The following is a 26,152-nucleotide window of genomic DNA, read 5'->3' as shown; positions in this document are numbered from 1 at the left end:
CGGGGAGGGTGCACAATGCGCTCCCTTCCCCGCACCTGGATGCACCATGGATGTCGAAACCCTACTGACGGCGGCGCTGCGCGAAGCCGGTTACGGCCAGGATGCCATCGGCTCGGCGATGCCGCGGATCCTGCGCATTCTGGAAGCCGAAGACGTGCGGATCGAGCTGGGTCGCGCCCTGTCGCGCAAGGAACGCGAATACGTGCGCCTGCAGCTGGAGCTCGGCCTCAGCGTGCGGGAAGTGGTCGCCGGCCTGAAGAAGTAGGCGGGCGCTCGCGGTCGCATCATGTGCGCGGGGATGCCGGCAGCGTCGTGCCGCTCACGCCACCGGCGCCCGTTCAGCCCGCACGGTCTTTACTCAGACAAAGCCTGACGCGTCAGGCTTCTTGGGTGAATCAACACACATCAGTGCTCAGCGCACGCATGTCAGGTCGCGGCGCCGTCCGCACGCCCGCGCCCCAGATACGGCAGGGCGAAGAGATACAGCCCGGTGAACAGTTGCAGGAACAGCGGCGGCAACGGCGAGTAGGTGACCCACGCCGGCGGTTCGCCGCCGGCGGCGGCGCGCCAGGCGAAGTTGAGGATCACCGTCAGGGTGAACACGAGGGAGAGCCAGCGGTGGCTCTGCCGCGAGAAGCGCGCGATGTTCATGCGGTCTCCTTGCGCTGGCGTTCGATCATCTTCCAGCCATTGCCGGACGGGTCGCGGAAGCCGGCATCGACCTGGCCGTAGCGGCTGATCGGTTCCTGGATGAATTCCACGCCCTTGGCGCTCAGCGCGGCGTACGTGGCCTGGCAGTCGGCGACCTTCAAGACCAGCGGCGGCATCGCGCCCTTGGCGACCAGGGCATTGAGCGCCTCGGCCGTGGCGGCGTCGTGGACGGGCGGGCCGGGGGTGAACAGGCCCAGTTGCACCGACGGCTGCTCCGGGTGCTGCACCGTCAGCCAGCGGTAGCTGCCGTTGCGCACATCGGCCTGCACGCGGAACCCGAGCTTGTCCACGTAGAAGCCCAGCGCTTCGTCCTGGTCGCGCACGTATACACCGATCACCTCGATACCCTGGCTCATGGGACCTCCGTTGTTGGGGTGGCCACCGTAGCCTCGCCAGCCTGGCGGCGCTTCTCCGAAACTGCGGTCTTCAGGTCCGGGCGCTCCACCGCACGCATGACGCATTCCGGGATCGCGCTGCGCGGGTCGATCATCTCCCGCGCGCGGCGCCGGCACTCGCCCGGGCTCTCGCCGAGGATGTCGCGGAAGATCCGGCCGAACGTGCCGATGCTGGTCCAGCCGGTCTGCAGCGCGATGTCGATGATCGGTGCGTCGGTCTCGCGCAGCAGCGCCGCGGCGCGCTCGATGCGGCGGGTGAGCAGGTAGCGGTGCGGGGGCAAGCCGAACGCCTGCTTGAACGCGCGGGCGAAGTGCGCCTTCGACACCGCGCTGACCTCCGCCAGGCGCTCGACCGGCCAGTCCTGGTCGGGATGCGCATCCATGCGGTCCTTTGCGCGCAGCAGGCGGCGCAGCAGTTCGGGGGGCGGATTCACCGGCGGCGCACTCCCTCGGTAGCGTTCAGCGACGCGCATTGTGCCTGTGGTCCCGCGGGGGCGTTCACATGCCGACGACACGGCCTGAGGCACGTTCACGTCACTGACTCGCATCCAGGGGGACTCGTGTCCATTTCGGCCAGCATTCTGATCATCGAAGACAACCGCGGGCTCGCGGAAACCGTCGGCACCTATCTCGAAACGCGCGGCATGGAAGTCGACTACGCCGCCGACGGCGAGGAAGGCTACCGGCTGGCCGCGGAAAACCGCTACGACGCGATCATCCTCGACGGTCACTTGCCGCGCATGGACGGGCTGGACGTGGTGCGTGGGTTGCGCGAGGTCGCGCGCGTGGCGACGCCGATCATCATGGTCACCGGACGCGACGCGCTGGAAGACAAGCTGGAAGGCCTCGACCGCGGCGTCGACGACTACCTGACCAAGCCCTTCGCCACCCAGGAACTGGAGGCGCGCCTCAACGCGGTGATCCGCCGGAACCGGAAAGAGGTGGGGCGCGAAGTGTTGACGGTGGGCGAGCTGTCGTTCGATCCGGCCTGCCACCGCGTGCGCCGGGGCGACAAGGAGCTGGAGCTGTCGCCGGTGTCGACCAAGCTGCTGAATATCCTGATGCGCGAATCGCCGCGCGTGGTGACGCGCCGCGAGATCGAGCGCGAGATCTGGGGCGACGAGTTGCCTGAATCCGACACGCTGCGCAGCCACCTGTACAACCTGCGCAAGGCGATCGACAAGGGCTTCGATACGCCGCTGCTGCACACCGTGCAGAGCGCGGGCTACCGGATCGCGGAGATCGCGCCGCCCCGCAAGGTGGCCTGACAGGCCACGCTTGAATCAACGCGCGTTCGGATCAGAACGCGCGCTTTTCCCAGGCCGGATAGCCGGCCAGCATGATGCCGGCCACGTGCTCGTCCATCAGCACGGCGCCGTTGTTGCGCATGTGGTCTTCGATGAAGGATCGGCCCGCGGTGTCGCGCGACAGGAACTGCATGTCGGGGCTGCGGCCCTGCAGGTCGGCAGCGTGAGAGTCGGGGATGTTCGCGCCGGCAGGGCAGACGAAGTACCCCCCGTCTACGCGATAGAGGTTCAATCTCATGGTCAGGACCTGTGCGGTTCCGACCGCGAAGGGCTGCGAGATGCAGCAGAGGCCCGGACACTAGCACGCGTGTGACACGGGCTGTCTGAATCGTTCAGCTGGCGCCCCAGCCGTTCCGGCGCGCCAGGGCAAGCGCGGCTTCTTCGGCGTTCTCCCGGCTGGCGTGGCGCGCGGTGGTGACCACGTCGACGCGTGCACGCGCATCGGCGACGCGGAACATCGCACGACCCTGCCAATAGGTCGTGCCGAGGGTGTCGGTCTTCTCGACCGTCTGCACGGTCAGCGAATGCCCGTTGTCCGTAATCGTCCTGACGCTCATCGATCTGCCGCCCACGCCGTGGCATGAGACTACGCCGATCGCGCGGGGGCGGCGATAGCCGCCGGAGCGTCAGGCCTGGGTCGACGCCTGCAACGCCGCCGCCAGTCCGGCGTCGCCGGAAAGCACGTCCTTCCATTGCAGCTCCACGCCGTTGCGGCGCCCTTTCTCGACCAGCTTCAGGCCGGTCGGGTCGATGGTCAGGGTGTAGGCCTTGTCGTCGACGGTGATCTCACGGCGCAGGGCTTTGTCCAGGGGTGTCGTCATGCGCGAGTCCTCGCGTTGGGTTCCCTTGCACCCTGAACGGCGGTGCGTAAAGGCGTCGTGAGGCGTCGCGCCCGCACGCGGGCGATGCTGCGAGAATGGGGCCGCCCGCAGGACGCGGGCGCGAGGGAGATGCCCATGATCCGCTGCATGACCGCTCTGCTCGTGGGGTGGCTGATGATCGCGATGCCATCCGCGTGGGCGGTGCCGCCCGCCACACCCGGTGGGAACGCGACGGAGCACGTACCGCTGGAGCATCTGCCTGCGTTGAAGGGCGACTACTTCCCGCTGACCGATCATGGTTCCGGCCGCGTGCACCACATCTACGTGCGGCTACCCGAGGGGTACGACGCGTCCGCGCCGAGGCGCTACCCGGTGGTCTACCTGCTGGATGGCGACAGCCTGTTTCCGCTGCTGGCGCCCACGCACCTGTTCCTGCACTACGACGAAAAACTGCCCGAGGCCATCGTGGTCGGCATCGCGTACGGCGGTTTCGACCCGGCCATCAACAAGCGCAATACCGACTTCACCGCACCCGGTGCCGATGCCACGGCCGAGCAGGGCGGTGCGCCGGGTTTCCTGGCATTCCTGCGCGACCAGGTGATCCCCGAGGTGGAGCGTCGCCATGCCGCCGATCCTGCGCGCAGGATCCTGCTGGGGCAGTCGCGCGGCGGTTACTTCGTGCTGTGGTCGGCGCGCGAGGCGCCGGACCTGTTCTGGGCCCGCATCGCCAGCAATCCGGCACGCGGCCCGGCCCGGGAGCAGTTGTTCGCGCCGGCCGCGCCGCATGCGCGAAATGACCTGAAGGTGGCGATGGTCAGCGGCACGCGCGAGGACGAAGGGCGCCGGCAGCTCGCCCGCGAATGGATCGCGGACTGGTCGGCGCGCGCCGACGTGCCGTGGCAGACCACGCTGCTGGAGATCGAGGGCGGCACCCACGCCGCCAGCATCGGCGAGGGTTACCGGCGCGCGATGCTTTGGCTGTTCCCGGAAGCAGCCCCGCCGGCGCAGTGACGAAGCAGAACCGTAACCGCGTTCACGAAACGGGACCGGTCGTCGGATGAACGGATGTCGTGTAACACAACCGGCATGCGAGGCCCTTACCCTGCGGCCATGGACACGTTGGCCGACATCCGGGCCGTCCTGGCCCTTGCAGGCGAGCGCATCGAACGCGGTGCGATGCGGGAAGACCCGCGCGTGTTCATGGATCAGCTGTGGCGTCAGGTCTACGACGCCGCCCCCGACGATCTCCAGCCTTATGTCTGGGCGCGCCTGGCCGATTTCGCCGCGCAACTGGGCACGCTGGATGAGGATGCGATCGCCCGGCGTCCGATGCGTGCGCCGCCCGAGGTGCATGCGCGACGCTGAACGTGTGGCGCGCGGGTGTGGCCTTTCCTGCCTGCGGCACGCGTTGTCATCGGCATGGATGGCAACAGGGACATCGCTCGCGGCATGAAGGCCGGTACCGTGGTCCGCCCCGCGCGGGCGAATGAAGCCGCCGAGCTCTCGGCGATGATGCGGCGCACCTTCGTGGCCGCGAATGGCCATTGCAGTACGCCGGAGAACGTGGCCGCGTTCCTCGATACGGTTTACACGCCGGAACGCCAGGCACAGGAAATCCGCGACCCCGACACGCTCACCCTGATCGTCGAGCACGACGGCGTGTGGGCCGGCTTCGCGCAACTGCGCTGGGGAACGGTGCCGCCGGCCGAAGTGCTGCTGCGGCCGACGGTGGAACTGGGCCGCATCTACCTCGATGAAGCCTTCCACGGCCAAGGCATCGCGGCGGTGCTGGTGTCGCACCTGCTGGCGGCAGCCCAACTGCGCAAGTCGCGTTCGGTATGGCTCAACGTCTGGCAGGAATCGGCGCAGGCGATCCGCTTCTACCGCAAGCACGGCTTCCAGATCGTGGGCCGTTCGATCTTCTACGTGGGTGACGACCCCAAGGAAGACTGGGTGATGACCCAGACGCTGCCGGGCGGCTGATCCGCCGCCCAGTGCGCCGATATCAGGATTCCGCGCGCTTCAGCTGCAACGTGTAGTCACCCGGCGGCAGGCCGTCGACGTGCAGGCGCACGTTGACCGGCCGGATGCACGCGGGCACCGGGCGGCCGGGTTCGATCGGGGCGACGTGGACGTTCACCGTCGCGCTGAGCACGCTGCCTTCGCGCTTAACCTCCAGGACGTCCATCGGGTCCAGCGATTCGCGCGCGGACAGCCAGACATCCTGTTCGAAGGTGGTACGCGTGCCGTCGACCTGCACGCGCAGGTCGGTGTTCGCCTCGCCGCTGCAACCGCCGTCGCGCTCGTGCACTTCAAGCAGGCCGGACAGCAGGGCGGCGTCCGGCGTGGCGGCAACCGCCGAAGTGCCGAGCATCAGCGCGAGCAGCAGCGTTGCGAGGGTCATGATCGTGGTGCCGGATCAGACGGTGGGCGTGCGCAACGCCGGGTTGTCCCAGCCCGGACGCGGTGCGAAGCGGTCGCCATGGCGCGCCTGCAATGCCTTGAGCTTTTCCCGCAATGCGTCGGGGCCGACCGCCTTCACGTGCTCGATCGGGCCGCCGCGGAACGGAGCGAAGCCGGTGCCGAAGATCACGCCGGCATCGAGCAGGTCGGCATCGGCGACCACGCCGTCGTGCAGGCAGGCGACCGCTTCGTTGAGCAGCGGCAGGATCAGGCGGTCTTCCAGATCGTCGGGCGCCTTGTAGTCGGACGGCACCTGCGGCTTCACCGCCTTGCCGTTCTCCCATTTGTAGAGGCCCTGGCCGTCCTTCTTGCCACGCTTGCCGGGTTCCACCGTCGCCAGCGCCGCGGGCAGTTGCAGGCCGAGGAAGGGCGACAGTTCCGCGCCCACGCCCTGCGCCACGTCCAGGCCGACGGTGTCGATCAGTTCGATCGGTCCCATCGGCATGCCGAACTTCACCGCGGCCTTGTCGATCACCGGGCCGGGAATGCCTTCGGCGTAGGCGGTCGCGGCTTCCAGCATGTACGGGAACAGCACGCGGTTGACCAGAAAGCCCGGCGTGCCGGCGACCGGCACCGGAAATTTGTCCAGCGCCTTGCAGAACGCGGCAAGGCGTTTGACATTCGCTTCGTCCAACGCATCGTGCTGCACGATCTCCACCAGCGGCATCAGCGCTACCGGGTTGAAGTAATGCAGGCCGGCGAACTGCGCCGGACGCTGGATGTGCTCGCGCAATTCGGTCAGCGGAATCGACGAGGTGTTCGTGGTCAGCAGCGCATCGGCTTTCAGGCGCGGCTCGACGGTCTGGTAGAGATCGCGCTTGGCCTCGGGGTTCTCGATGATCGCCTCGATCACCAGGTCGGCCTGCGGCACACCGTCGCCGGCCAGGTCGCCCTTCAGGCGCGCGGCCACGGCGGGGCGCTTGCTCTCGTCCTTCACCTTCTTGGCGAACAATTCCTGCGCACGCGAGAGTGCGCCATCGATGAAGCGCTGCTCACGGTCCTGCAGGGTGACGTTGAAGCCCTTGTAGGCGGACCACGCCGCGATGTCGGCGCCCATCACGCCGGCACCGACGACATGCACGTTCGCGATGCCGTGGTCTTTGCCACCGAGGCCCTTGAGGCGTTCGGTGAGGAAGAAGATGCGGATCAAGTTGCGCGCGGTCGGCGTGCCGGCCAGCTTCACCACCGCCTTGCGCTCGGCATCCAGGCGCGCCTGGATGCCCTTGCCGCCGGCGGTCTTCCAGACGTTGATCAGTGCATACGGTGCGGGGTAGTGCGCCTTCGGCGCCTTCCGCGCGACCTGCTTGAGCATCTGCGGGGCGAGCAGTTGGCGCGCGAGCCAGCTGTTGCTGATCCAGCCGGTGAAGCGCTGCTTGAACGGGCGTTGCGGGCGCGAAGCGATCAATGCAACGGCGGCGTCGACCAGCACGGCTGGTTCTGCGATCTTGTCGACCAGGCCCATCGCCTTGGCCGAACTGGCCGACAGCGTGCGGCCGGTCAGCATCATGTCCATCGCCTTCGGCGCGCCCACCAGGCGCGGCAGGCGCGCGCTGCCGCCCCAGCCCGGGAAGATGCCGAGCTTCACTTCGGGCAGGCCGATGCGGGTGGACGGATCGCTGCTGGCCACGCGGTAATCGCAGGCCAGCGAAATCTCGGTGCCGCCGCCCATGCAGAAGCCATGGATCGCGGAAACCGAGGGGCAGGGCAGTTCGGCGAGTTTCTGGAACACGGCCTGGCCGCGGCGGATCGCGTCGTTGACGGTGCCCTTGCGGTCGAATGCCTGGAATTCCTTCAGGTCCGCACCGGCGATGAAGCCCGAGGCCTTCGCTGAGCGCAGTACCACGCCCTTGGGTGGATCGATGGCCAGGCGTTCGATGATGTCGGCCAGCTCGATCAGCACGTCCTGCGAGAAGGCGTTGACGCTCGCGCCCTGGCGATCGAACGCCAATACCACGATGCCGTCCTCGCGCAGCTCGGTCTGCCAGTGACTGAATCGCAGCCCATCGAAGTTCGCGGCCATGCAGGACCATCCGTTGACGTATGGATAAGGCCGCTATCATCCCGAGGTTGTTTAACCCACGTCAAATCCACATATCCGTTGAAACGTCGTCATGGGCGTGACCGGCGGCAGGGGGATGTTCCTGCTGCCTTGGTTAAATTCTTGATAGGGCAACGGTTTGGACAAGGCGTTGAACTTTCCTCCGCTAGCGCGGTCACAGGGCACGGCCACCGCCGAGCCGACAGGAGTGCGGCCCGGCATGGCCGAAACAGATCCAACCCAGGAGCTGGACCTCGAGCTGGTCAGACGCGTGCAACGCGGCGACAGCGCGGCCTTCGACCTGCTGGTGCGCAAGTACCAGCATCGCGTGGTGGCGCTGATCGGGCGGTACGTCCATGACTGGAGTGAGTGCCAGGACGTGGCCCAGGAGACGTTCCTGCGCGCATATCGCGCGCTCGGAAACTTCCGGGGCGATTCCCAGTTCTATACGTGGCTGCACCGTATCGCCGTGAATACCGCCAAGAACCACCTGGTCGCGCACAACCGCCGTCCCCCCACGGACGACGTGGACGCCGCCGACGCCGAGCAGTACGACATCGGCGCCCGGCTGCGCGACACCGACACGCCCGAGCGCGAGCTGATGCGCCAGGAGCTGGAGGCCACGGTGATGAAGGCCGTCGACGCGTTGCCGGAAGAACTGCGCACCGCCATCACCCTGCGCGAGGTGGAAGGGCTGAGCTACGAGGAGATCGCGCAGAAGATGGATTGCCCGATCGGGACGGTGCGTTCGCGCATCTTCCGGGCGCGCGAAGCCATCGACGAACAGATGCGTCCCCTGCTGGACACCGACACAACCCGGGAGCGTGCCCGCTCATGACTGCCCGCAACGAGATTCAGACCATCGACAAGCTCGACATCCACCATCGCCAGCAACTCTCCGCCCTGATGGACGGCGAGCTGGTGGCGGACGAAGCCCGCTTCCTGCTGCGCCGCCTGCAGCATGACCAGGACCTGGCCGGCTGCTGGGAACGCTGGCAGCTGTGCGGCGACGTGCTGCGTGGCCAAGGCCGTGCACCGGCGCCCACCGGGTTCGCCGAGCGCGTGGCAAAGGCCGTCGCGGCCGAGTCCGCCGCGGCGCCGGTCGCCGCGCAAGCCGCGGCTGGCCGGTCGCGCAACCTGTTGGCCCGCTGGGGCGGTGGTGCGCTCGCGGCGTCCGTCGCGCTGGTCGCCTTGTTCATGGCCCGCCAGCAGGGACCGCAACCGGCCCCGGCCGGTGAAGAAGCCCAGGTCGCATCGGCGCAGGCCACACCGTCCGTGGCTCCGACCCAGAACCCGTCGGCTCCGGCACCTGATGCGGAGGCCTACGCCGCTGCGGCCGTGGTCGCCGCCGCCAGCCTGCCGCGTCGCCAGGACAACGCAACCCGTCGCAGCGCCACCCGCAACCAGCAGGCCGCCCGGTCCGCGCAACGCGTGGCCAGTGCGGACGCGCCCCGTCGTGCGACCGGTACGCTGGCCGCTGCGGGCAGTACCACGAACGCCTTGGCGGCAACGCCCGTGCATGCCTCGGCCAACCCGTTCTCCCATCCGTCCCAGGATACGTCCGCCGTGCCGGCGCGTCCGTGGCCGCGCTCCGCGCTGTCGTCCTATCCGTCTGCGACGGGTGCCCTGACGACTGGCTACAGCAGTGAGTCCGCGGGCCGGACGTTCTATCCGTTCGAACCGCGCCTGCAGCAGGCGCCGCCGGTCGAGCTGCCTGCCGACGCGCCGCGCGAGTAAGTCCCCCGGGCGCCGGCCGTCGCCGGCGTCCCTCCCCGTGTTCCTTCTTCCTATCGAGGCTTGCGTTCGATGACTCCCCACGCCCGTCATGGTCTGTTGACCCTGCTGATGCTGACCACGCCGCTGGCCGCCTGCGCGCAGCAGGCCGAGGCGCCCGCCCCGGTCGCGGCGGCCGCGCCGGCTGTCGCTCAGTCCGCCGCCCCGCAACTGGTGACCGGCCTGCCGGACTTCACCCAGCTGGTCGAGCAGGTGGGGCCGGGGGTGGTGAATGTCGAAGCCAAGATCGGCACGCGCGCCAGCGCCCAGGCCGATGAGGGCGATATCCCGGAAATCTTTCGCCGCATGCTGCCGCCGGGCTTCGAGATGCCTGGCCCCGGGCAGGGGCCGCAGCGCCGCGGTGGCACGTCGATCGGGTCGGGCTTCGTCATTTCGGCCGATGGCTATGTGCTGACCAACCATCACGTGGTGGATGGCGCGGACGAAGTGAAGGTGACGCTGCCGGATCGCCGCGAGCTGACCGCCAAGGTGGTGGGGAGCGACCAGCAGTACGACGTCGCCCTGCTGAAAGTCGATGCCAAGGGGCTGCCCACGGTACGCATCGGTAGTTCGGCGGCGCTGAAGCCCGGTCAATGGGTGGTCGCGATCGGTTCGCCGCTGGGACTGGATCACTCGGTCACCGCCGGCATCGTCAGCGCGGTCGGCCGCAGCGCCTCCCCCGAACAGCGCTATGTGCCCTTCATCCAGACCGACGTGGCGATCAACCAGGGCAATTCGGGCGGCCCGCTGCTCAATACCCGCGGCGAGGTCGTCGGCATCAACTCGCAGATCTTCTCGGTGTCGGGCGGCTACATGGGCATCAGCTTCGCGATCCCGATCGACCTGGCGATGAGCGCGGTGGAGCAGCTGAAATCCGGCGGGAAGGTCAGTCGGGCGATGCTGGGTGTCAGCATGCAGAACATCGGACCGGACGAAGTGAAGGGTTTGGACCTGCCCGACGCCAACGGGGCGCTGGTGTCCACGGTGCAGCCGGGCAGTGGCGCGGAGAAGGCAGGCATCGTGCCCGGTGACGTCATCACGGCGTTCAATGGTCGCAAGATCGGCACCCGCGAGGATCTGCCACCGCTGGTGGGCCCGTTGCCCGCCGGCAGCAAGGCGACGGTGACGGTGATCCGCGATGGCAAGCCGCGGGACGTGAAGGTAACCCTGAGTGCGCTCGAAGAGCCTGACGACATGGCGGGTGCACCGCGTGCCGCGCCTGCGCCATCGGCCGCACCAGCGGGAAGCAACCCCCTGGGTATCCAGTCGCAGGCGATGGACGCCACTGCCCGCAAGCGGCTCGGCATCGAGAACGGCGACGGCGTGCTTGTGAGCCGTGTCGAGAGCGCTTCGGCACGAGAGGCCGGTCTCGCCCCCGGCATGGCCATCCTGCAGGTGGGCAGGACCCGGGTGGACAGCCCTGCGGCGTTGGATCGTGAGCTTGCCCGTGCAAAGGCCGGCGATACGGTGATGCTGCTCGTCCGGCACCCCAGTTTCGGCACGCGTTTCCTCGCCGTCACCATCGACAAATCCTGACCCGGCCCCTCACCGGGTCCCCCGAGCACTCGGGGCGACCCGGTCCAGGACGCCAGAACGGCGAGATGGGCCGGCGGGCGTGCGATAATGTCCCGTTATTCCTGACGACGGCACAGGCCGCCGCCCCCCATGTCTTCTGATTCCATGCGGAATATCCGCAACTTCTCGATCATCGCGCACGTCGACCACGGCAAATCGACCTTGGCCGACCGCATCATCCAGCTTTGCGGCGGCCTCGAGGCCCGCGAGATGGAAGCGCAGGTGCTCGACTCCAATCCCATCGAGCGCGAGCGCGGCATCACCATCAAGGCCCAGTCCGTGTCCTTGCCCTACAAGGCGAAGGACGGGCAGGTCTACCAGCTCAACTTCATTGATACGCCAGGCCACGTCGACTTCTCCTATGAAGTCAGCCGCTCGCTGGCCGCCTGCGAAGGCGCGCTGCTGGTGGTGGACGCCGCACAAGGCGTGGAAGCCCAGTCCGTCGCCAACTGCTATACGGCGGTGGAACAGGGGCTGGAGGTCGTGCCGGTGCTGAACAAGATCGACCTGCCGACCGCCGACACCGAGCGCGCGAAGGCCGAGATCGAAGCCGTCATCGGCATCGACGCCGACGACGCCGTCGCGGTCAGCGCCAAGACCGGCCTCAACGTCGACCTCGTGCTGGAAGCCATCGTCCAGCGCATCCCGCCGCCGGAGCCGCGCGACACGGACAAGCTGCAGGCGCTGATCATCGACTCGTGGTTCGACAACTACCTGGGCGTGGTCTCGCTGGTGCGCGTGATGCAGGGCGAGATCGGCCCGAAGAGCAAGATCCTGGTGATGTCCACCGGCCGCACCCACGAGGTGGACAAGGTCGGCGTGTTCACGCCGAAGCGCAAGGAGCTGAAAAAGCTCGGCGCAGGCGAGGTGGGCTGGATCACCGCGTCGATCAAGGACGTGCACGGTGCGCCGGTCGGCGACACCCTCACCCTGGCCGGTGATCCCGCGCCGGGTCCGCTGCCCGGTTTCCAGGAAATGCAGCCGCGCGTGTTCGCCGGCCTGTTCCCGGTGAACGCCGAGGACTATCCGGCGTTGCGCGAGGCGCTGGAAAAGCTGCGCCTGAACGACGCCGCGCTGCGGTTCGAACCGGAGAGCTCCGAAGCCATGGGCTTCGGCTTCCGTTGCGGCTTCCTCGGCATGCTGCACATGGAGATCGTGCAGGAGCGCCTGGAGCGCGAGTACGACCTGGACCTGATCAGCACCGCCCCGACGGTCGTGTATGAAGTCCTCAAGACCGATGGCACGGTACTTTCGCTGGACAACCCAGCCAAACTGCCGCAGTCCAACCTGATCGACGAGGTGCGCGAGCCCATCATCCGCGCGAACATCCTCACCCCCGAGACCTACATCGGCGCCATCATCAAGCTGTGCGAAGAGAAGCGCGGCGTGCAGATCGGCATCCAGTACCTCGCCAGCCAGGTGCAGATCAGCTACGAGCTGCCGATGGCCGAAGTGGTGCTGGATTTCTTCGACAAGCTGAAGTCGGTCAGCCGCGGCTACGCATCGCTGGACTATTCGTTCCTGCGCTTCCAGCCTGGCCCGTTCGTGCGGTTGGATACGCTGATCAACGGGGACAAGGTCGACGCGCTCAGCCTGATCGTGCACCGCAGCCACGCCGACCGGCGCGGTCGCGAGCTGTGCGAAAAGATGAAGGAGCTGATCCCGCGGCAGATGTTCGACGTGGCGATCCAGGCCGCGGTCGGCTCTCAGATCATCGCGCGCAGCACGGTCAAGGCGATGCGCAAGAACGTGTTGGCCAAGTGCTATGGTGGCGACATCACCCGCAAGAAGAAGCTCCTCGAGAAGCAGAAAGAGGGCAAGAAGCGGATGAAGCAGGTCGGCCGCGTGGAGATTCCGCAGGAAGCCTTCCTGGCGGTGCTGCAGGTGGACAGCAAGTAATCCGGTTCCGGTAGGGGCGCAGGCGCATCGCCGCACTGCCGCCAAGTGCAACCCAAAGGAAGCTCAATGAGTTTGATGACCTGGTTCGAATCGCTGCTGGTGGGCGCCACGCTCGTCAGCGGCGCCGTGTGGCTGCTGGACGCGCTGTTCTTCGCCAAGCGTCGCAAGGCCAAGGGTGGATTGCTGGACGAGGAGCCCGTGCTGGTCGACTACTCGCGCGCCTTCTTCCCGGTGCTGGCGGTGGTCCTGGTGCTGCGCAGCTTCATCGCCGAGCCCTACAAGATCCCGTCGAGCTCGATGATGCCGAACCTGTTGATCGGCGATTTCATCCTGGTCAACAAGTTCTCCTACGGCCTGCGCCTGCCGATCACGAACCAGAAGTTCCTGGCCCTCGGCGAACCCGCCCGTGGCGACGTGGTGGTGTTCAAACCGCCGCACGATCCGGAAAACAATTGGATCAAGCGCGTGATCGGCCTGCCGGGCGACAAGATCGGGTTCCACGGCGATACGGTCTATCTGAACGGCCAGCCCCTCAAGTATCAGACGCTGGGTCCCTACGAGGGCACGGGTGGCAACACGGAAGCGCCTGGCGCGACGCTGCTGCGCGAAGAGCTGCCGGGACGTCCCCACACGGTGCTGGAAACCGTCGGCGTCCCGCCCCCGGGGGGCGGCGAAGGCGACTGGATCGTGCCGCCGGGCCGCTATTTCGTGATGGGCGACAATCGCGACAACAGCCTGGACGGCCGGTTCTGGGACTACCATTTCCTGCCGGAGGAGAATCTCCGTGGCAAGGCCTTCCTGGTCTGGCTGAACTGCGAGGGCTGGGTCTGCAAGAATGGCTTCGATGCCTCGCGTATCGGCAACGGCATCGAATAACAATTGAACGTCCAACGGGGCATGGGGGAATGGCAATGAAGCGCAACCAAGGTGGCATGACGTTGTTGGGGTTCCTGATGGTGCTGGTGGTGGTGGGCTTTGCGGCCTTCATCGCTATGCGGTTGTTCCCGATGTACCAGGAGTACTACGCGGTCAAATCTTCGCTGAAGGGCTTGGCGACCGAGCCCGGTGTCTCCGACATGGATCCGGCCAAGATCCAGGACCTGTTCTTCCGTCGGCTGTACATCAACTACTCGCAGAACGTGAAGCCTTCCAACGTCAAGATCGAGCGCATGGACGGTGGCTGGAAGATGAACGTCAACTACGAAGTCCGTCGCGAACTGGTTGGGAATCTCGATGTGGTAGGCAAGTTCGATGCGTCCCAAGCGCTGACAATGCGCGCGCCGGAATAAGCATTTGGCGGTTGACCGCATCGGCCATGTCTTCGCCGACCAGGGCCTGCTTGCGCAGGCCCTGACGCATAGAAGTGCCGGGGCGCCGCATAACGAGCGGTTGGAATTCCTTGGCGACAGCGTCGTCAACCTGCTGGTCGCCGAAGCGCTTTTCCAGCGCTGGCCCAAAGCCGACGAAGGGGCGCTGACTCGCGCCCGTGCCGAGTTGGTACGCGAGGCCGCGTTGGCCGTCATCGCCCGTGAACTTCAGTTGGGCGAGCGCCTGACGATGGGTCCCGGCGAGATGAAGTCCGGCGGACATCGTCGCGATTCGATTCTCGCCGATGCGCTGGAGGCGGTGGTCGCCGCCATCTATCTCGATGCCGGTTTCGAGGGGTGTCGCGGTGTGGTGCTGCCCTGGTTCGAGGCCTCCCTGGCCGCACTGCCGGTCGGGCGACCGGAAAAGGACGCCAAGACGCGACTGCAGGAATGGCTGCAGGGCCGCCAGCGGCCTCTCCCGGTCTATGATCTGGTCTCCGAAAGCGGCGACGACCACGCTAAGGTTTTTCTCGCGCGCTGTACCACGCTGGATCCGCCGCTGACGGCGGAAGGCGAGGGGACTTCGCGCCGTAACGCCGAGCAGGTGGCTGCGGCCGCCCTGCTCGACAAGCTCGATATTTCGAAGTGAGTACACCCCGGTGAGCACCTCCTCCCCCTACCGCAGCGGCAGCGTTGCGGTCATCGGCCGTCCCAACGTCGGCAAATCCACCCTGACCAACGCCCTGGTGGGCGCCAAGGTCAGCATCACCTCCAACCGACCGCAGACCACGCGGCACCGCCTGCTCGGCATCGCCACGTTCGCGGCAACCAAGGAACGGCCGGCGGGGCAGATCGTGCTGGTGGATACCCCCGGCCTGCACAAGCAGCAGGGCAAGTTTTCTGCCTCGGCGATGAGTCGGGTGATGAACCGTGCCGCGCGCGGCGCGCTGGAGGAAGTCGACGCGGCGTTGATGGTCGTCGAGGCGGGCCGCTGGGACGACGAGGACACGCTGGCCTACAACGTGCTGCGCGATGCCGGCATCCCGGTGGTGCTGGTGGTCAATAAGGTGGACCGTATCAAGGAGAAGGCGGCGATGCTGCCGTTCCTCTCGGAAGTCGCGCAGGAGCGCGAGTTCGCGGCCGTGCATCCGGTCTCCGCGTTGAAGCGCAACGGCCTGGAGGCGCTGGTGAAGGATGTCCTGGCCTTGCTGCCGGAGCAGCCGCCGATGTTCGGCGAGGACGAGATCACCGATCGCAGCGAGCGTTTCCTTGCCGCCGAACTGGTGCGCGAGCAGTTGATGCGCCAGCTCGGCGCGGAATTGCCCTACGCCACCACCGTCGAGATCGAACGGTTCACCACCGAGGACTCCCCTAAGGGCGAACTCGCGCGGATCGGTGCCGTGATCTGGGTCGAGCGCGAGAGCCAGAAGGCGATCGTCATCGGCAAGGGCGGTGCGCGATTGAAGGAGATCGGCAGCAAGTCGCGCCAGCAGATGGAGCACCTGTTCGGTCGCAAGGTCTTCCTGGAGACCTGGGTGCGCGTGCGCGAGGGCTGGTCCGACGACGAGACCGCGCTCAAGGCCTTCGGTTACGAATGACGCGCTGATGCGCATCACGGGCGAGACCGCCTTCGTCCTGCACGCGCGGCCCTGGCGGGAGACCAGCCTGCTGGTTGAGGTGCTGGGCAATGAGCACGGCCGCATCGGTTTGGTCGCGCGTGGCGTGCAGGGCCCGAAGAAGCATGTGTTGCGCGCGGCATTGCAGCCTCTGCAATGTATCCGCCTGGATGTCGACTTGCGCGGCGAGCTCGGGCGACTGGTGGCCGCCGAAGCGTTGGATGCCGCGCCGCAGCCAGCGGGCGACGCGATGCTGGCCGCGTTCTATCTCAACGAACTGGTACTGCGGTTGGCGCCGCGGCACGATCCGCTTCCCGCGCTGTTCGAGGCCTACGCGGATGCGCGCGAAGGCTTGCGCCTTCGGGAAGGTTTGGCCTGGACGCTGCGTCGCTTCGAGCGCGACCTGCTGGAAGCGCTGGGAGTGGGCTTCCCGCTCGACGAAGATGCCGAAGGCGATGCCATTGATCCTGCCGCACGTTACCGACTCGATCCCGAGCAGGGGCCGCGCCGCTTGCTCAGCGACCGCGGCCACGAGGAGCGCAGCCGCGCAGCGACCGGGCTGGCATTGCTGGCGCTCGCTAGCGACACGCGACCGTCGGCCGACGACCTGGCCAGCCTGCGCTTGCCGCTGCGTGCCGTGCTGTCGCACCACCTGGGGCCACGCGGCCTGAAATCGTGGGAAATGATCGGGGATTTGGGGCGTCTGCGTCGGGCGTCGGAGCCGCGGGCGGGCTAGTCCTGCCGGTTCGCCAGCAAGCGGTCTGTCGCGGCGATAAAGGCATCGCGCTCGGCCGTGTTTCCCGGCGATGCGTGCCACCTCAATGCGATGCCGCCCAGCGCCCTTGCACCGGCAAAGCCGCAGCTGGCCTGCAGGCGGTGGAGGTGCGCACGCAGCGCTTCCTCGTCGTTCCGCTCGAAGCTGGCGAGGCAGGCGGTGCGCGTCGCCGGCAACTCGGCGAGGAACAGCTGGCGCAGCAGCGCTGCGTGTTCGCGATGACCGCCCAAGGCCGCCAGCGCTGCAGCGTCGTCCCAATCGCCTGCGTCGTCACTGTGCGTGTCGCCGAGCGCTGCCCGCACGGCCTGCTGCAGGGCCTGTACACCCATCGGTTTGACCAGTACATCGGCGAAGCCGGCCTGGAGCAGCGTCGAGCGCATGCCCGGCGTGGCATCCGCCGTGTGCGCCAACGCGACCGGGTGCGCATGGCGAGCGCGCAGGTGCTGGAGCAGGACGCTGCCGCTGCCATCCGGCAGGTTGGCGTCGATCAGCCACAGGTCGAACGAGGGGAGCGCGGCGAGGGCTTGCGCGCCGTCGGCGGCCAGTTCGACCTCGGCCGGCAGCGCGGCGAGCGCGGCATGCATGAAGGCCGCGCTGATCGGGTCGTCTTCCACCAACAGCAGGCGGGGTGGGGTGCCGCTGTTCGCGGACATGGGGGGTTTCCTGCGGGTTTCCTCCATCTTAGCGCCGGCGGGAGGGGACGTCGGCCATGCGACAATGCGGCCCCCGCAGAAACACGCAGCCTGACGCCACGTGGCACGTACCCGCTCCCCCCGCATCGACAAAACCCCGTTTGAAGCCCAGATCACCGACCTGACCCACGACGGGCGCGGCGTCGCGCGCCGCGACGGCAAGGCCGTGTTCGTTGCCGGCGCGTTGCCGGGTGAACGGGTGATGGCCGAACAGACCGCCAAGAACCGCCATTTCGATGAGGCGAGGGCGCTGGAGGTCCTAGAAGCGTCGCCGGATCGCGTGACGCCACGCTGTCCGCATTTCGGCACCTGCGGTGGCTGCGTACTGCAGCACCTGGACGAACATCGCCAGATCGAGGCCAAGCAGCGCGTGCTGATGGAGAACCTGGAGCGCATCGGCCATGTCACGCCCGGCACCGTGTTGCCGTCGCTGACGGGCGCTGCCTGGGGTTACCGTCGCAAGGGTCGTTTTTCGGTGCGTCGGGTCAACAAGAAGGACAAGACGCTGGTCGGCTTCCGCGAGCAGGATCCGCGCTTCGTCGCCGACCTGGCCGAGTGCCATACCGTTATCCCGGAAATCGGCGGCAAGGTCACCGCGTTCGCCCAACTGGTGGAAGGCTTGGAGGCGCGCGAGCACATCCCGCAGATCGAGTTCATCGCCGGCGACGCCACGGCGGACTTCGACGGCGTCGCGCTGGTTTTCCGCAACCTGATGGCGCTCAGCGATGCGGACCGGAGCGCGCTCGTCGCGTTCGGGCAGGTGCACCGTTTCGCCATCTACCTGCAGCCCGGCGGATTGGAGAGCGTCCATCCGCTGTGGCCCGAAGCACCGCAGCTGGCGTTCGGGTTGGCGCCGTGGGATATCTCGCTCGCGTTCCGCCCGCTGGACTTCATCCAGGTCAATGCCGCGCTCAACGAGAGAATGATCGCGCACACCTTCGGTCTGCTCGACCTGCAGGCGGACGATCGCGTGCTGGATCTGTTCTGCGGGTTGGGCAACTTCACCCTGCCGATGGCGCGCCTGGTGCGCGAAGTGGTCGGCGTGGAAGGCGATGCCGGACTGGTGACCCGCGCCCGCGAGAATGCCGAGCGCAACAAGCTGCCCAACGCGCAGTTCCATGCGGCCGACCTGACCCAGGACCAGCGCAACGCGGCATGGATGCGGCAGGGCTTCGACAAGCTGCTGCTGGACCCGCCGCGCTCCGGTGCGATCGAAGTCCTGCAGCAACTGCCGCTCAAGCAGTTCGGCCGCATCGTCTACGTCAGCTGCCACCCGGGCTCGCTGGCGCGCGATGCCGGCTATCTGGTCAACGAGCAGGGTTACACGCTGGTGTCGGCGGGGGCGATGGACATGTTCCCGCACACGGCGCATGTCGAGTCCATTGCCTTGTTCGAGAAGCGCTGATGGGCGTCGAGATCGAGCGCAAGTTCCTGGTGGAGGGCGATGGCTGGCGTGCAGCCGCACGCGAGGTATTGCCCATGGCGCAGGGTTACATCAACGACATGGGTGCGATGGACCGCGGCGAACAAAAAGCCTCTGTGCGCGTGCGCATCCAGGGCGATGCCGCCTTCCTCAACCTGAAATCGCGCGAACTCGGCCATACGCGCCAGGAATTCGAATACCCGATCCCCGTCGCGGACGCACGTGCACTGCTGGCGCTGTGCGTGGGAGGCGTGATCGACAAGCGCCGGTATTACGTGGAACACGAAGGCCACCTGTGGGAGGTCGACGAGTTCCTGGACGACAACGCCGGCCTAGTGGTGGCGGAGATCGAGCTGGATCATGCCGATGAAGCGTTCGTGAAACCGGCCTGGATCGGCAAGCAGGTCACCGACGCGGCCCGCTATTACAATCTGGCCTTGGCGTCGCGCCCGTACTCGGCCTGGTCCGACGAAGAGCGCAGCGCCCACGACCTTCCCTGAGGATCCCCCGAAATGCTCGTCATCGGCATCGCCGGCACCGAACTCACCGCGCAGGAGCGCGACTGGCTGCAGCACGACGCCGTCGCCGGCGTCATCCTGTTCACCCGCAACTTCGCCTCGCGCGCGCAGGTGGCGGAACTGTCGCAGGCCATCCGCGCCGCCGCGCCGCGTCCGCAACTGGTCTGCGTGGACCAGGAAGGCGGCCGCGTGCAGCGCTTCCGCGAGGGCTACAGCGACCTGCCCGCGCTGGAAGGGTTCGGCAAGCTCTATGCGCAGGATCCGTCCCTGGCCCTGCAGCGTGCCGAGGAGCACGCCTGGCTGATGGCCAGCGAGATCATCGCCAGCGGCGTGGACTTGAGCTTCGCGCCGGTCGTGGACCTGGCGCGAGGCAATCGGGCCATCGGCAACCGGGCGTTCGATGCCGATCCGCAGATCGTCGCCGAGTTCACCCGCGCCTACGTGCGCGGCATGCACAGCGCCGGCATGGCGGCCACGCTGAAGCATTTCCCGGGCCATGGCACGGTGCTGGAAGACACCCACTTCGACGACGCCGTCGATCCGCGCACGCTGGAGGTGCTGCGTGCCGAGGACCTGGTGCCTTTCGTGGCCGGCATCGAGGCCAAGGCCGATGCGGTGATGATGGGACACGTGAAGTATCCCGCCGTCGCCCCAGAACCGGCCGGCTATTCGCCGTTCTGGATCCAGCAGGTGCTGCGCGAAGAGATGGGCTTCCGCGGCGTGGTGTTCTCCGACGACATCGGCATGGCCGCCGCATTCTCGGCTGGTGGCGTGAAGCAGCGCATCCACGACCACCTGGACGCGGGATGCGACGTGGTGCTGGTCTGCTCGCCGAAGCTCGTCGACGAATCGCTGAAGGCGGTAGAAGGCCGCGCGCTGAACACCGCCGCCGTCCTCGGCGTACTGGGGCGCGGTGCACTGGGATGGGATGGGCTGATCGCGGACGACCGCTACGGCCAGACGCAATCACGCGTCATCGACAGTCTGAAAGGAGTGGCTTGATGGAATCGCTGGGCAATCCGCGGCCGAAGCTGGCCGATGCGCTGGCCAACGCCGACCTGTTGGTCGATCGTGCGACGATCGACCGCGCCATCGTGCAGATGGCGGCACCGATCGCGCGCGACTACGCCGGCGAGGTGCCGGTCTATCTGACCATCATGCACGGCGCGCTGCCGTTCGCCGGCCAGCTGTCGCTGGAGCTGGGCGCGTTGGGGCTGGACCTGGAATTCGACTACCTTCATGCCACGCGCTACCGCGGCGAAACCACCGGCGGCGAACTGGTGTGGAAGCACCGCCCGGCCACCGCGCTGTACGGTCGCCGCGTGCTGCTGGTCGACGACATCCTCGACGAGGGGCATACGCTGCTCGCCGTGAAGCAGTGGTGCCTGGAGCAGGGCGCCACCGACGTGCGCATCGCTGCCTTGACCACCAAGCAGCACGACCGCTGCGTGGCGGGCATCTGCGCCGACTATGTGGGGCTGGAAGTCGCCGACCGCTACGTGTTCGGGTTCGGCATGGACTACCACGAGCAGGGTCGCAACCTGCCGGGCATCTACGCGTTGAAGGACTGAGCCATGGGCGACATCGCGCTCGCCGTCATCGGCGGTACCGGCGTCTACAAGCTTGCGGACCTGCAGGACGTGCAGGCCCATGACGTCGACACCCGCTTCGGCGCACCGTCCGGCCCGGTCCGTGTCGGCCTGCTGGGCGGGCAGCGCGTGGCCTTCCTCGCGCGTCATGGCGAAGGCCATTCGGTGCCGCCGCACAAGATCAACTACCGCGCGAACCTGCAGGCGCTGAAGGACCTGGGTGCCACCCGCGTGCTCGCACTGAACACCGTGGGCGGCATCACCGATGCCTGCGGCCCGCGCGTGCTGGCGTGCCCGGACCAGCTGATCGACTACACCTGGGGCCGCATCTCGACGATCTGTGAAGAGCCCGGCACCGAGGTACTGCATGTCGACTTCGGCGATCCATACACGCATTTACTTCGTCAGCAGATCCTTGCGGCCGCCCGCGCGACCGGCGTTTCCCTGGTCGATGGCGGGTGCTACGGCGCCACCCAGGGACCGCGCCTGGAGACCCGTGCGGAGATCCGCCGCATGCGGCGCGATGGCTGCGACCTGGTCGGCATGACCGGCATGCCGGAAGCGGGTCTGGCGCGTGAAATGGGCCTGGAATACGCATGCCTGGCCATCGTCGCCAACTGGGCCGCCGGCTGCGGGACCGACGAGGAAATCACGATGGACGAAGTGCTGGCGAACGTGGCCGCCGCGTCGGCGGGCATCCCGGCCCTGGTCGAGGCGCTGGCACGCGGGTGATTGTCAACGCGCGCTGGGCTTTGCATACTCGGCGCGTGTGACGTCCAGTCACACACCACCACCCGCATCCAGAAAAGGAAACGCAAGCGCTATGCCGTACGGTACCGTGAAATGGTTCAACGATGCCAAGGGCTTCGGATTCATCGCGCCAGAAGATGGCAGCGCCGATGTCTTTGCGCACCACACCGCCATCAATTCCAAGGGCTTCCGCAGCCTGCAGGAAGGCCAGCGCGTCAGCTACGAGTTGACCCAGGGCCCGAAGGGTGCACAGGCGTCCAACATCACGCCAGCAGCCTGATCCAAGACGATTTTCTTGAACCCCGCTCCGGCGGGGTTTTTTAACGCCCGCGTTTCCTGCCAAGCCGCTTTGACGAACGACGAAAGGCCGCCACGCGCCATGGATTCCCAACACATCGCGATCATCGGTTACGGCACCGCCGGCCAGGCGGCGGCCTTGTCGCTGTCGCGCGATGGGCACCGGGTGGAGGTGTTCGAGCGCGCGCCGGAACTCGGGCCGGTGGGCGCCGGCTTCCTGCTGCAGCCGACCGGCCTGCAGGTGTTGTGGGAGCTCGGCCTGCTGCGCCAGGTGATGGCGCATGGCCGGCGCGTGAACCGCTTGTATGGCGAGACGCCGTGCGGGCGCGCGGTGATGGACATGCGCTATGCGGGGCTGGACGTGCGGCTGTTCGGCGTGGGCATGCAGCGTGGCGCGCTGTTTTCGCTGCTGGCCGATGCCTGGGCCGAGCACGGCGAGGTACACCGTGGCCACGCCATCGACGCGATCAGCGAGGACACGCGCCGCGTCCGCGACCAGCACGGTCGCTGGCACGGTCCGTTCGACCTGGTCATCGCCGCGGACGGGTCGGCGTCGCAGCTGCGCGGGTTCACCGGCGCGGTGGAGCGCGAGGCCGTCTATCCCTGGGGTGCGTTATGGCAGCTGGTGCCACAAGGCGGATGGGCCTGGGGCGACGAACTGCGGCAGCGCTACGTCGCGGCGCGCAAGATGATCGGCCTGTTGCCGGTGGGGACCCGGCCAGGCGACGACTTGCCCCGCCTGAGCTTCTTCTGGAGTCTGCCGGTCGCCGATTTCGATGCTTGGCGAACGCGCGGACTGCCAGCATGGCGCGATGAGGTTGCGCACCTGTGGCCCGACGCCGATGCGTGCCTGGCCGATACCGTCGATGCCGACCAGTTGGCGCGCGCGAGCTATCGCGACGTTACCCTGCGCCAGTGGCATCGCGACCGCTTGGTCGTACTAGGCGATGCAGCGCACGGCATGAGTCCGCAGCTGGGGCAGGGGGTGAACATGGCGCTGATGGATGCGCTGGCTCTACGCGATGCGTTGCGCACACAGGCGTCCGTTCCTGCTGCGTTGCACGCCTACCAGCGCGAACGCCAGGCGCATGTGGGCGTCTACCAATTCTGGAGCCGCTGGCTGACGCCGATCTTCCAGTCCGACCGCGACGTGATCGCACGGGCGCGCGATCTCGCCTTCCTGCCGATGGGCCGCCTGCCGGGCGGACGTGGCCACATGCTGCGGGTGTTGAGCGGTACACAGCATGGCTTCTTCGGTGCCTTGAGGCTGAAGCCGGACTTCCTGGAGGCGCTGCAAGGCTAGCTCGCGACCGATCATCGGGCACAATCGACGACGACAGCCCGCCGTGGGAGCCGGTGATGGACGATCTTCCTCCATTCGAAACGCATCGCGTGGACAACCAACCGCCTGCGTTCGAACCGCGCGATCTGTGGGCGGATGATGTCGTGCTGCGCGAGGCCGTGCTGCGCGAGGGTGGCGAGGCGTTCGTGTCCCGCCTCGCAGCCTATGGCGCGCTGGCGGGCGACGAGCTGTACCGGCTCGGCTTCGACGCGAATCGCGACCGACCGCGATTGCGCACGCACGATCGCCTTGGCCATCGGATAGACACCGTCGAGTTCCATCCCGCCTACCACCGGCTGATGGAGGTCGCGAAGACCCACGGCGTGGCCGGTCTTTCGTGGCACGAGCCGGTGCCGGGCGCGCACGTGGCACGGGCAGCACTCAGCTATCTGCATCACCAGGCGGAAGCGGGCACCAGCTGCCCGTTGACGATGACGCATGCCGCAGTGCCCGTGCTCCAGCGCATCCCCGCGCTGCGCGAGTGGGCGGCGAAGGCCGCGGCACCGCACTACGATCCGCGCGATGTGCCCATCGCCGACAAGGCCGGTATCACCCTCGGCATGGGCATGACCGAGAAGCAGGGTGGCTCCGATGTGCGCGCGAATGCGACCGTCGCTACGGCACAGGCAGACGGTACGTATGCACTGGTCGGGCACAAGTGGTTCTTCTCCGCGCCGATGTGCGACGGCTTCCTGGTGCTGGCGCAGGCGCCGGGAGGGCTGACCTGCCTGCTGATGCCGCGCCGACGCGAAGACGGCACGAAAAACGCGTTCCGGCTGATGCGGCTGAAGGACAAGCTCGGCGACTGGGCCAATGCATCGAGCGAGGTCGAATTCACCGGCGCGCAGGCATGGCGCGTGGGCGAGGAGGGACGGGGTGTGGCGACCATCATCGAGATGGTCATGCTGACGCGCCTGGACTGCATGCTGGGTTCCGCCGCCGAGATGCGGATGGCACTCGCGCAGGCGGTGCACCACGCACGGCATCGTCGCGCATTCGGCCAGCGGCTGGTCGATCACGCCCTGATGCAGAACGTGCTGGCGGACCTCGCACTGGAGTCGGAAGCCGCCACCGCCTTCGCCGTGCGCGTCGCGCGCGCTGTGGATGCCGCGCCGCGAGATACCGCGGAGGCGGCGTTCGCGCGCGTCGCCACGGCCGTCGGCAAGTTCTGGATCTGCAAGTGTGCACCGGCCTTCGTCAACGAGGCGCAGGAGTGCCTAGGCGGCGCGGGCTATGTCGAGGAATCGATCCTGCCGCGGCTGTACCGGCAGGCACCGCTGAATTCCATCTGGGAAGGCAGTGGCAACGTGCAGTGTCTGGACGTACTGCGCGCGCTGTCGCGTGAGCCCGCCAGCGCGCAGGCGGTGCTCGCCGAGCTCGAAGCGTGTGCGGGGCGCGATGCGATCTTCGATGCCTTCGTCGGGCGTTTGCAGCACGACATGGCGCAGGCCACCGAGAGCGGCGCGCGCAGGTTGGTCGAGCGGCTTGCGCTCGCGCTGCAGGCCGGCGTGCTGATCCGCGCAGGCAGCCCGGTGGCGGAGATGTTCGTACGTAGTCGCCTGGGCGGCGAGCAGGGGCGTGTGTTCGGCACCTTGGCGGAGGGGGATTTCGCCGGCGTGATCGCACGGACGCTGCCGGCATGAAGATCCGTCTCATGCGCGGTCTTACCGCCCTCTTGGTCGCGTGCGGATTAGCGCCCTTGCACGCGCATGAGCCGGGTCGTCCTGCGCCGGCCTTGCTTCCGGCGGCCCAGCAGGCCGATGCCATCCGGGTCTACAAGGCGCAGCGACGGCTGGACCTGCTGCGCGATGGCCGTGTCATCGCCACCTATCGTGTCGTGCTGGGCGGCGAGCCGGTGGGACACAAGCGGCAGCAAGGCGACCAGCGCACGCCGGAAGGCGACTACCGCATCACGTATCGCAACGACCGCAGCCGCTTCCACCTGTCGCTGCGCATTTCCTATCCGGACGAAGCCGATCGCCGGCAGGCCATCGCACGCGGTGTGGATCCGGGCGGCGACATCATGATCCACGGCGCGACCCCGCCGGGGTTGCGCACGGATTGGACGGAAGGCTGCATTGCCGTCACCGATGCGGAGATGGACGCGATCTGGCAACGCGTTCCGGTCGGAACGCCGATCCGCATCGATCCCTGACGCCGCGTCAGCGCGGCGCGGAGCGGGAGGCGAGGGCGCGTGAGCCGGTCAGGATCAGGCGCACCATCTCCGACAGTTCGTCGATCAGTTCGCCGTCGCGCTCGGGCGGCAGGTCCATCGCCGTGGCACCCATCGCGAAGACCAGGCGCGTGATGGCGCGCGACACCAGGGCCGGTTCGTGCAGCGGCGCCCTGTCGCGCGTGGCCAGGCGGACCAGGTCGACGTGCAATTCCTCTTCGAAGAACTGCAGCTCGCGCTCGACCGCATGCTTGAAGGCGTCCGAGCCCACGTTGCCCTCGCGCAGCAGTACGTGCAGCAGCTTGTCGTCGGCGCGCAGCTGCTCGATGAAGGCTTCCACCGAGCCACGTACGACGCTGCGGTCGGTGCTCGCGGCGCGGTGGCGGGCTTCGCCGATGATCTTGCGCAGCGAGCGGCCGGCCAGGTCGATCAACGCCACCGCCAATTCGTCCATGTCGCGGAACTGGCGGTAGAAGCTGTTCGGCGCGATGCCGGCTTCACGGGCCACTTCACGCAGGCTTAGCGTGGACACGCTGCGGTGCGGGCCCACCAGTTTCAGAGCGGCGGCCAGCAGATCCTCGCGCGAAATCGTGGCCTTCCGGCCTGGGCCGTGGTCATCGTGGGGCAGCGGGTGCGGATGCAATGTCACGCGGGCGGGCCGGGCATACGGGGTGGTAGGGGCATCATA

At 67.6% G+C, this 26,152-nt stretch carries 33 protein-coding genes; 23 read left to right on the top strand and 10 right to left on the bottom strand.

Going from position 1 to position 26,152, the window contains the following annotated elements; genetic code table 11:
• Positions 1 to 46 precede the first annotated feature (46 nt).
• Entirely contained in the window at positions 47 to 265 is a 219-nt protein-coding gene (locus BM365_RS03620) for a polyprenyl synthetase (protein ID WP_093486681.1), read from the top strand.
• Between the two features lie 161 nt (positions 266 to 426).
• Here the strand turns inward: BM365_RS03620 and BM365_RS03615 are convergent, their stop codons facing one another.
• The 3 genes from BM365_RS03615 to BM365_RS03605 are packed head-to-tail and all read right to left on the bottom strand — an operon-like array spanning position 427 to position 1,540.
• Complete coding sequence (locus tag BM365_RS03615) at positions 427 to 651, bottom strand: hypothetical protein (RefSeq protein WP_093486679.1); 225 nt, start codon at positions 649 to 651, stop codon at positions 427 to 429.
• Positions 648 to 1,067 carry a VOC family protein gene (locus BM365_RS03610; RefSeq protein WP_093486677.1) on the bottom strand — a complete coding sequence of 140 codons (420 nt, stop codon included), beginning with the start codon at positions 1,065 to 1,067 and terminating at the stop codon, positions 648 to 650. Before BM365_RS03610 ends, BM365_RS03615 begins: the two co-directional genes overlap by 4 nt.
• A complete protein-coding gene (locus BM365_RS03605; RefSeq protein WP_093489451.1) occupies positions 1,064 to 1,540 on the bottom strand; it encodes a helix-turn-helix domain-containing protein in 477 nt (158 codons plus the stop codon). Before BM365_RS03605 ends, BM365_RS03610 begins: the two co-directional genes overlap by 4 nt.
• 126 nt (positions 1,541 to 1,666) lie before the next feature.
• Between BM365_RS03605 and BM365_RS03600 the strand changes: the two genes are divergently transcribed.
• On the top strand, positions 1,667 to 2,374 hold the full coding sequence (locus BM365_RS03600; RefSeq protein ID WP_233210771.1) for a response regulator transcription factor: 708 nt from the start codon (positions 1,667 to 1,669) through the stop codon (positions 2,372 to 2,374).
• A 31-nt stretch (positions 2,375 to 2,405) separates the two neighbouring features.
• Here BM365_RS03600 and BM365_RS03595 read toward each other — a convergent pair whose 3' ends face one another.
• The 3 genes from BM365_RS03595 to BM365_RS03585 form a co-directional block, all read right to left on the bottom strand.
• Positions 2,406 to 2,651: a hypothetical protein gene (locus BM365_RS03595; protein ID WP_139227301.1), complete on the bottom strand. Its 246-nt coding sequence runs from the start codon at positions 2,649 to 2,651 to the stop codon at positions 2,406 to 2,408.
• 94 nt (positions 2,652 to 2,745) lie between these two features.
• Complete coding sequence (locus BM365_RS03590) at positions 2,746 to 2,970, bottom strand: hypothetical protein (RefSeq protein WP_093486673.1); 225 nt, start codon at positions 2,968 to 2,970, stop codon at positions 2,746 to 2,748.
• A gap of 69 nt (positions 2,971 to 3,039) precedes the next feature.
• Positions 3,040 to 3,234 (bottom strand): hypothetical protein, encoded by a 195-nt coding sequence (locus BM365_RS03585; RefSeq protein ID WP_093486671.1) that lies wholly within the window; start codon positions 3,232 to 3,234, stop codon positions 3,040 to 3,042.
• Positions 3,235 to 3,381: 147 nt separating this feature from the next.
• Here BM365_RS03585 and BM365_RS03580 point away from each other — a divergent pair, with 147 nt between their 5' ends.
• The 3 genes from BM365_RS03580 to BM365_RS03570 all read left to right on the top strand — a co-directional run bounded on the left by BM365_RS03580 (position 3,382) and on the right by BM365_RS03570 (position 5,217).
• Complete coding sequence (locus BM365_RS03580; RefSeq protein WP_158253450.1) at positions 3,382 to 4,245, top strand: alpha/beta hydrolase; 864 nt, start codon at positions 3,382 to 3,384, stop codon at positions 4,243 to 4,245.
• A gap of 99 nt (positions 4,246 to 4,344) precedes the next feature.
• Positions 4,345 to 4,599: a hypothetical protein gene (locus BM365_RS03575; RefSeq protein WP_093486667.1), complete on the top strand. Its 255-nt coding sequence runs from the start codon at positions 4,345 to 4,347 to the stop codon at positions 4,597 to 4,599.
• An 84-nt stretch (positions 4,600 to 4,683) separates the two neighbouring features.
• Entirely contained in the window at positions 4,684 to 5,217 is a 534-nt protein-coding gene (locus BM365_RS03570; protein WP_158253451.1) for a GNAT family N-acetyltransferase, read from the top strand.
• Between the two features lie 22 nt (positions 5,218 to 5,239).
• On the opposite strand, the gene BM365_RS03565 is transcribed toward BM365_RS03570, so the two are convergent.
• Both BM365_RS03565 and BM365_RS03560 read right to left on the bottom strand, forming a co-directional pair.
• Complete coding sequence (locus BM365_RS03565) at positions 5,240 to 5,638, bottom strand: hypothetical protein (protein WP_093486663.1); 399 nt, start codon at positions 5,636 to 5,638, stop codon at positions 5,240 to 5,242.
• 15 nt (positions 5,639 to 5,653) lie between these two features.
• On the bottom strand, positions 5,654 to 7,717 hold the full coding sequence (locus BM365_RS03560; RefSeq protein WP_093486661.1) for a 3-hydroxyacyl-CoA dehydrogenase NAD-binding domain-containing protein: 2,064 nt from the start codon (positions 7,715 to 7,717) through the stop codon (positions 5,654 to 5,656).
• Between the two features lie 238 nt (positions 7,718 to 7,955).
• Here BM365_RS03560 and rpoE point away from each other — a divergent pair, with 238 nt between their 5' ends.
• From rpoE to recO, 9 genes are all read left to right on the top strand, one after another.
• The gene (gene rpoE, locus BM365_RS03555; RefSeq protein ID WP_093486659.1) at positions 7,956 to 8,573 is read left to right on the top strand and encodes an RNA polymerase sigma factor RpoE; all 618 of its coding nucleotides are present in this window, start codon (positions 7,956 to 7,958) and stop codon (positions 8,571 to 8,573) included.
• Positions 8,570 to 9,472 (top strand): sigma-E factor negative regulatory protein, encoded by a 903-nt coding sequence (locus tag BM365_RS03550; protein ID WP_093486657.1) that lies wholly within the window; start codon positions 8,570 to 8,572, stop codon positions 9,470 to 9,472. The genes rpoE and BM365_RS03550 overlap by 4 nt, the downstream gene beginning before the upstream one ends.
• Positions 9,473 to 9,541: 69 nt before the next feature.
• Positions 9,542 to 11,044 (top strand): Do family serine endopeptidase, encoded by a 1,503-nt coding sequence (locus BM365_RS03545; protein WP_093486655.1) that lies wholly within the window; start codon positions 9,542 to 9,544, stop codon positions 11,042 to 11,044.
• 129 nt (positions 11,045 to 11,173) lie between these two features.
• The gene (gene lepA / locus BM365_RS03540; protein ID WP_093486653.1) at positions 11,174 to 12,982 is read left to right on the top strand and encodes a translation elongation factor 4; all 1,809 of its coding nucleotides are present in this window, start codon (positions 11,174 to 11,176) and stop codon (positions 12,980 to 12,982) included.
• Between the two features lie 75 nt (positions 12,983 to 13,057).
• On the top strand, positions 13,058 to 13,858 hold the full coding sequence (lepB, locus tag BM365_RS03535) for a signal peptidase I (RefSeq protein ID WP_093486651.1): 801 nt from the start codon (positions 13,058 to 13,060) through the stop codon (positions 13,856 to 13,858).
• Between the two features lie 35 nt (positions 13,859 to 13,893).
• Entirely contained in the window at positions 13,894 to 14,271 is a 378-nt protein-coding gene (locus tag BM365_RS03530; protein WP_093486649.1) for a DUF4845 domain-containing protein, read from the top strand.
• 4 nt (positions 14,272 to 14,275) lie between these two features.
• Positions 14,276 to 14,938: a ribonuclease III gene (rnc, locus tag BM365_RS03525; protein WP_093486647.1), complete on the top strand. Its 663-nt coding sequence runs from the start codon at positions 14,276 to 14,278 to the stop codon at positions 14,936 to 14,938.
• 10 nt (positions 14,939 to 14,948) lie between these two features.
• A complete protein-coding gene (gene era / locus BM365_RS03520; protein WP_093486645.1) occupies positions 14,949 to 15,887 on the top strand; it encodes a GTPase Era in 939 nt (312 codons plus the stop codon).
• 7 nt (positions 15,888 to 15,894) lie between these two features.
• Positions 15,895 to 16,641: a DNA repair protein RecO gene (gene recO / locus BM365_RS03515; RefSeq protein WP_093486643.1), complete on the top strand. Its 747-nt coding sequence runs from the start codon at positions 15,895 to 15,897 to the stop codon at positions 16,639 to 16,641.
• On the opposite strand, the gene BM365_RS03510 is transcribed toward recO, so the two are convergent.
• Positions 16,638 to 17,333: a response regulator gene (locus tag BM365_RS03510; protein ID WP_158253452.1), complete on the bottom strand. Its 696-nt coding sequence runs from the start codon at positions 17,331 to 17,333 to the stop codon at positions 16,638 to 16,640. The genes recO and BM365_RS03510 overlap by 4 nt on opposite strands.
• Before the next feature lie 100 nt (positions 17,334 to 17,433).
• Between BM365_RS03510 and rlmD the strand changes: the two genes are divergently transcribed.
• The 9 genes from rlmD (at position 17,434) to BM365_RS03465 (ending at position 25,446) form a co-directional block, all read left to right on the top strand.
• Positions 17,434 to 18,777 carry a 23S rRNA (uracil(1939)-C(5))-methyltransferase RlmD gene (gene rlmD, locus BM365_RS03505; RefSeq protein ID WP_093486641.1) on the top strand — a complete coding sequence of 448 codons (1,344 nt, stop codon included), beginning with the start codon at positions 17,434 to 17,436 and terminating at the stop codon, positions 18,775 to 18,777.
• Positions 18,777 to 19,295 (top strand): CYTH domain-containing protein, encoded by a 519-nt coding sequence (locus BM365_RS03500; protein ID WP_093486639.1) that lies wholly within the window; start codon positions 18,777 to 18,779, stop codon positions 19,293 to 19,295. Before rlmD ends, BM365_RS03500 begins: the two co-directional genes overlap by 1 nt.
• A gap of 12 nt (positions 19,296 to 19,307) precedes the next feature.
• Positions 19,308 to 20,315 carry a beta-N-acetylhexosaminidase gene (gene nagZ, locus BM365_RS03495; protein ID WP_093486637.1) on the top strand — a complete coding sequence of 336 codons (1,008 nt, stop codon included), beginning with the start codon at positions 19,308 to 19,310 and terminating at the stop codon, positions 20,313 to 20,315.
• Positions 20,315 to 20,884 carry a hypoxanthine-guanine phosphoribosyltransferase gene (locus tag BM365_RS03490; RefSeq protein WP_093486634.1) on the top strand — a complete coding sequence of 190 codons (570 nt, stop codon included), beginning with the start codon at positions 20,315 to 20,317 and terminating at the stop codon, positions 20,882 to 20,884. The genes nagZ and BM365_RS03490 overlap by 1 nt, the downstream gene beginning before the upstream one ends.
• A 3-nt stretch (positions 20,885 to 20,887) precedes the next feature.
• A complete protein-coding gene (locus tag BM365_RS03485; protein WP_093486632.1) occupies positions 20,888 to 21,634 on the top strand; it encodes an S-methyl-5'-thioinosine phosphorylase in 747 nt (248 codons plus the stop codon).
• A gap of 91 nt (positions 21,635 to 21,725) precedes the next feature.
• Entirely contained in the window at positions 21,726 to 21,932 is a 207-nt protein-coding gene (locus BM365_RS03480) for a cold-shock protein (protein WP_055942196.1), read from the top strand.
• A gap of 99 nt (positions 21,933 to 22,031) precedes the next feature.
• Positions 22,032 to 23,252: an FAD-dependent oxidoreductase gene (locus BM365_RS03475; RefSeq protein ID WP_093486630.1), complete on the top strand. Its 1,221-nt coding sequence runs from the start codon at positions 22,032 to 22,034 to the stop codon at positions 23,250 to 23,252.
• Between the two features lie 56 nt (positions 23,253 to 23,308).
• On the top strand, positions 23,309 to 24,934 hold the full coding sequence (locus BM365_RS03470) for an acyl-CoA dehydrogenase family protein (RefSeq protein WP_093486628.1): 1,626 nt from the start codon (positions 23,309 to 23,311) through the stop codon (positions 24,932 to 24,934).
• Positions 24,931 to 25,446 (top strand): L,D-transpeptidase family protein, encoded by a 516-nt coding sequence (locus tag BM365_RS03465; RefSeq protein ID WP_175502033.1) that lies wholly within the window; start codon positions 24,931 to 24,933, stop codon positions 25,444 to 25,446. The genes BM365_RS03470 and BM365_RS03465 overlap by 4 nt, the downstream gene beginning before the upstream one ends.
• Before the next feature lie 7 nt (positions 25,447 to 25,453).
• Here the strand turns inward: BM365_RS03465 and fabR are convergent, their stop codons facing one another.
• A complete protein-coding gene (gene fabR, locus BM365_RS03460; RefSeq protein ID WP_093486626.1) occupies positions 25,454 to 26,107 on the bottom strand; it encodes an HTH-type transcriptional repressor FabR in 654 nt (217 codons plus the stop codon).
• Between the last annotated feature and the right edge of the window lie 45 nt (positions 26,108 to 26,152).

This window comes from Pseudoxanthomonas sp. YR558 (assembly GCF_900116385.1).
Classification (GTDB): Bacteria; Pseudomonadota; Gammaproteobacteria; order Xanthomonadales; family Xanthomonadaceae; genus Pseudoxanthomonas_A.
The sequence above is the reverse complement of the archived record's forward strand: the minus strand, read 5'-3'. Positions and strand labels throughout refer to the sequence as shown.

Bases quoted from the DNA above. Each gene is read 5' to 3' on its own strand.
- BM365_RS03620 (WP_093486681.1), top strand. From the start codon at position 47: ATGGATGTCGAAACCCTACTGACGGCGGCGCTGCGCGAAGCCGGTTAC.
- BM365_RS03615 (WP_093486679.1), bottom strand. From the start codon at position 651: ATGAACATCGCGCGCTTCTCGCGGCAGAGCCACCGCTGGCTCTCCCTC.
- BM365_RS03610 (WP_093486677.1), bottom strand. From the start codon at position 1,067: ATGAGCCAGGGTATCGAGGTGATCGGTGTATACGTGCGCGACCAGGAC.
- BM365_RS03595 (WP_139227301.1), bottom strand. From the start codon at position 2,651: ATGAGATTGAACCTCTATCGCGTAGACGGGGGGTACTTCGTCTGCCCT.
- BM365_RS03590 (WP_093486673.1), bottom strand. From the start codon at position 2,970: ATGAGCGTCAGGACGATTACGGACAACGGGCATTCGCTGACCGTGCAG.
- BM365_RS03585 (WP_093486671.1), bottom strand. From the start codon at position 3,234: ATGACGACACCCCTGGACAAAGCCCTGCGCCGTGAGATCACCGTCGAC.
- BM365_RS03580 (WP_158253450.1), top strand. From the start codon at position 3,382: ATGACCGCTCTGCTCGTGGGGTGGCTGATGATCGCGATGCCATCCGCG.
- BM365_RS03575 (WP_093486667.1), top strand. From the start codon at position 4,345: ATGGACACGTTGGCCGACATCCGGGCCGTCCTGGCCCTTGCAGGCGAG.
- BM365_RS03570 (WP_158253451.1), top strand. From the start codon at position 4,684: ATGAAGGCCGGTACCGTGGTCCGCCCCGCGCGGGCGAATGAAGCCGCC.
- BM365_RS03565 (WP_093486663.1), bottom strand. From the start codon at position 5,638: ATGACCCTCGCAACGCTGCTGCTCGCGCTGATGCTCGGCACTTCGGCG.
- BM365_RS03560 (WP_093486661.1), bottom strand. From the start codon at position 7,717: ATGGCCGCGAACTTCGATGGGCTGCGATTCAGTCACTGGCAGACCGAG.
- rpoE (WP_093486659.1), top strand. From the start codon at position 7,956: ATGGCCGAAACAGATCCAACCCAGGAGCTGGACCTCGAGCTGGTCAGA.
- BM365_RS03550 (WP_093486657.1), top strand. From the start codon at position 8,570: ATGACTGCCCGCAACGAGATTCAGACCATCGACAAGCTCGACATCCAC.
- BM365_RS03545 (WP_093486655.1), top strand. From the start codon at position 9,542: ATGACTCCCCACGCCCGTCATGGTCTGTTGACCCTGCTGATGCTGACC.
- lepA (WP_093486653.1), top strand. From the start codon at position 11,174: ATGTCTTCTGATTCCATGCGGAATATCCGCAACTTCTCGATCATCGCG.
- lepB (WP_093486651.1), top strand. From the start codon at position 13,058: ATGACCTGGTTCGAATCGCTGCTGGTGGGCGCCACGCTCGTCAGCGGC.
- BM365_RS03530 (WP_093486649.1), top strand. From the start codon at position 13,894: ATGAAGCGCAACCAAGGTGGCATGACGTTGTTGGGGTTCCTGATGGTG.
- recO (WP_093486643.1), top strand. From the start codon at position 15,895: ATGCGCATCACGGGCGAGACCGCCTTCGTCCTGCACGCGCGGCCCTGG.
- BM365_RS03510 (WP_158253452.1), bottom strand. From the start codon at position 17,333: ATGTCCGCGAACAGCGGCACCCCACCCCGCCTGCTGTTGGTGGAAGAC.
- BM365_RS03500 (WP_093486639.1), top strand. From the start codon at position 18,777: ATGGGCGTCGAGATCGAGCGCAAGTTCCTGGTGGAGGGCGATGGCTGG.
- nagZ (WP_093486637.1), top strand. From the start codon at position 19,308: ATGCTCGTCATCGGCATCGCCGGCACCGAACTCACCGCGCAGGAGCGC.
- BM365_RS03490 (WP_093486634.1), top strand. From the start codon at position 20,315: ATGGAATCGCTGGGCAATCCGCGGCCGAAGCTGGCCGATGCGCTGGCC.
- BM365_RS03485 (WP_093486632.1), top strand. From the start codon at position 20,888: ATGGGCGACATCGCGCTCGCCGTCATCGGCGGTACCGGCGTCTACAAG.
- BM365_RS03480 (WP_055942196.1), top strand. From the start codon at position 21,726: ATGCCGTACGGTACCGTGAAATGGTTCAACGATGCCAAGGGCTTCGGA.
- BM365_RS03475 (WP_093486630.1), top strand. From the start codon at position 22,032: ATGGATTCCCAACACATCGCGATCATCGGTTACGGCACCGCCGGCCAG.
- BM365_RS03470 (WP_093486628.1), top strand. From the start codon at position 23,309: ATGGACGATCTTCCTCCATTCGAAACGCATCGCGTGGACAACCAACCG.
- BM365_RS03465 (WP_175502033.1), top strand. From the start codon at position 24,931: ATGAAGATCCGTCTCATGCGCGGTCTTACCGCCCTCTTGGTCGCGTGC.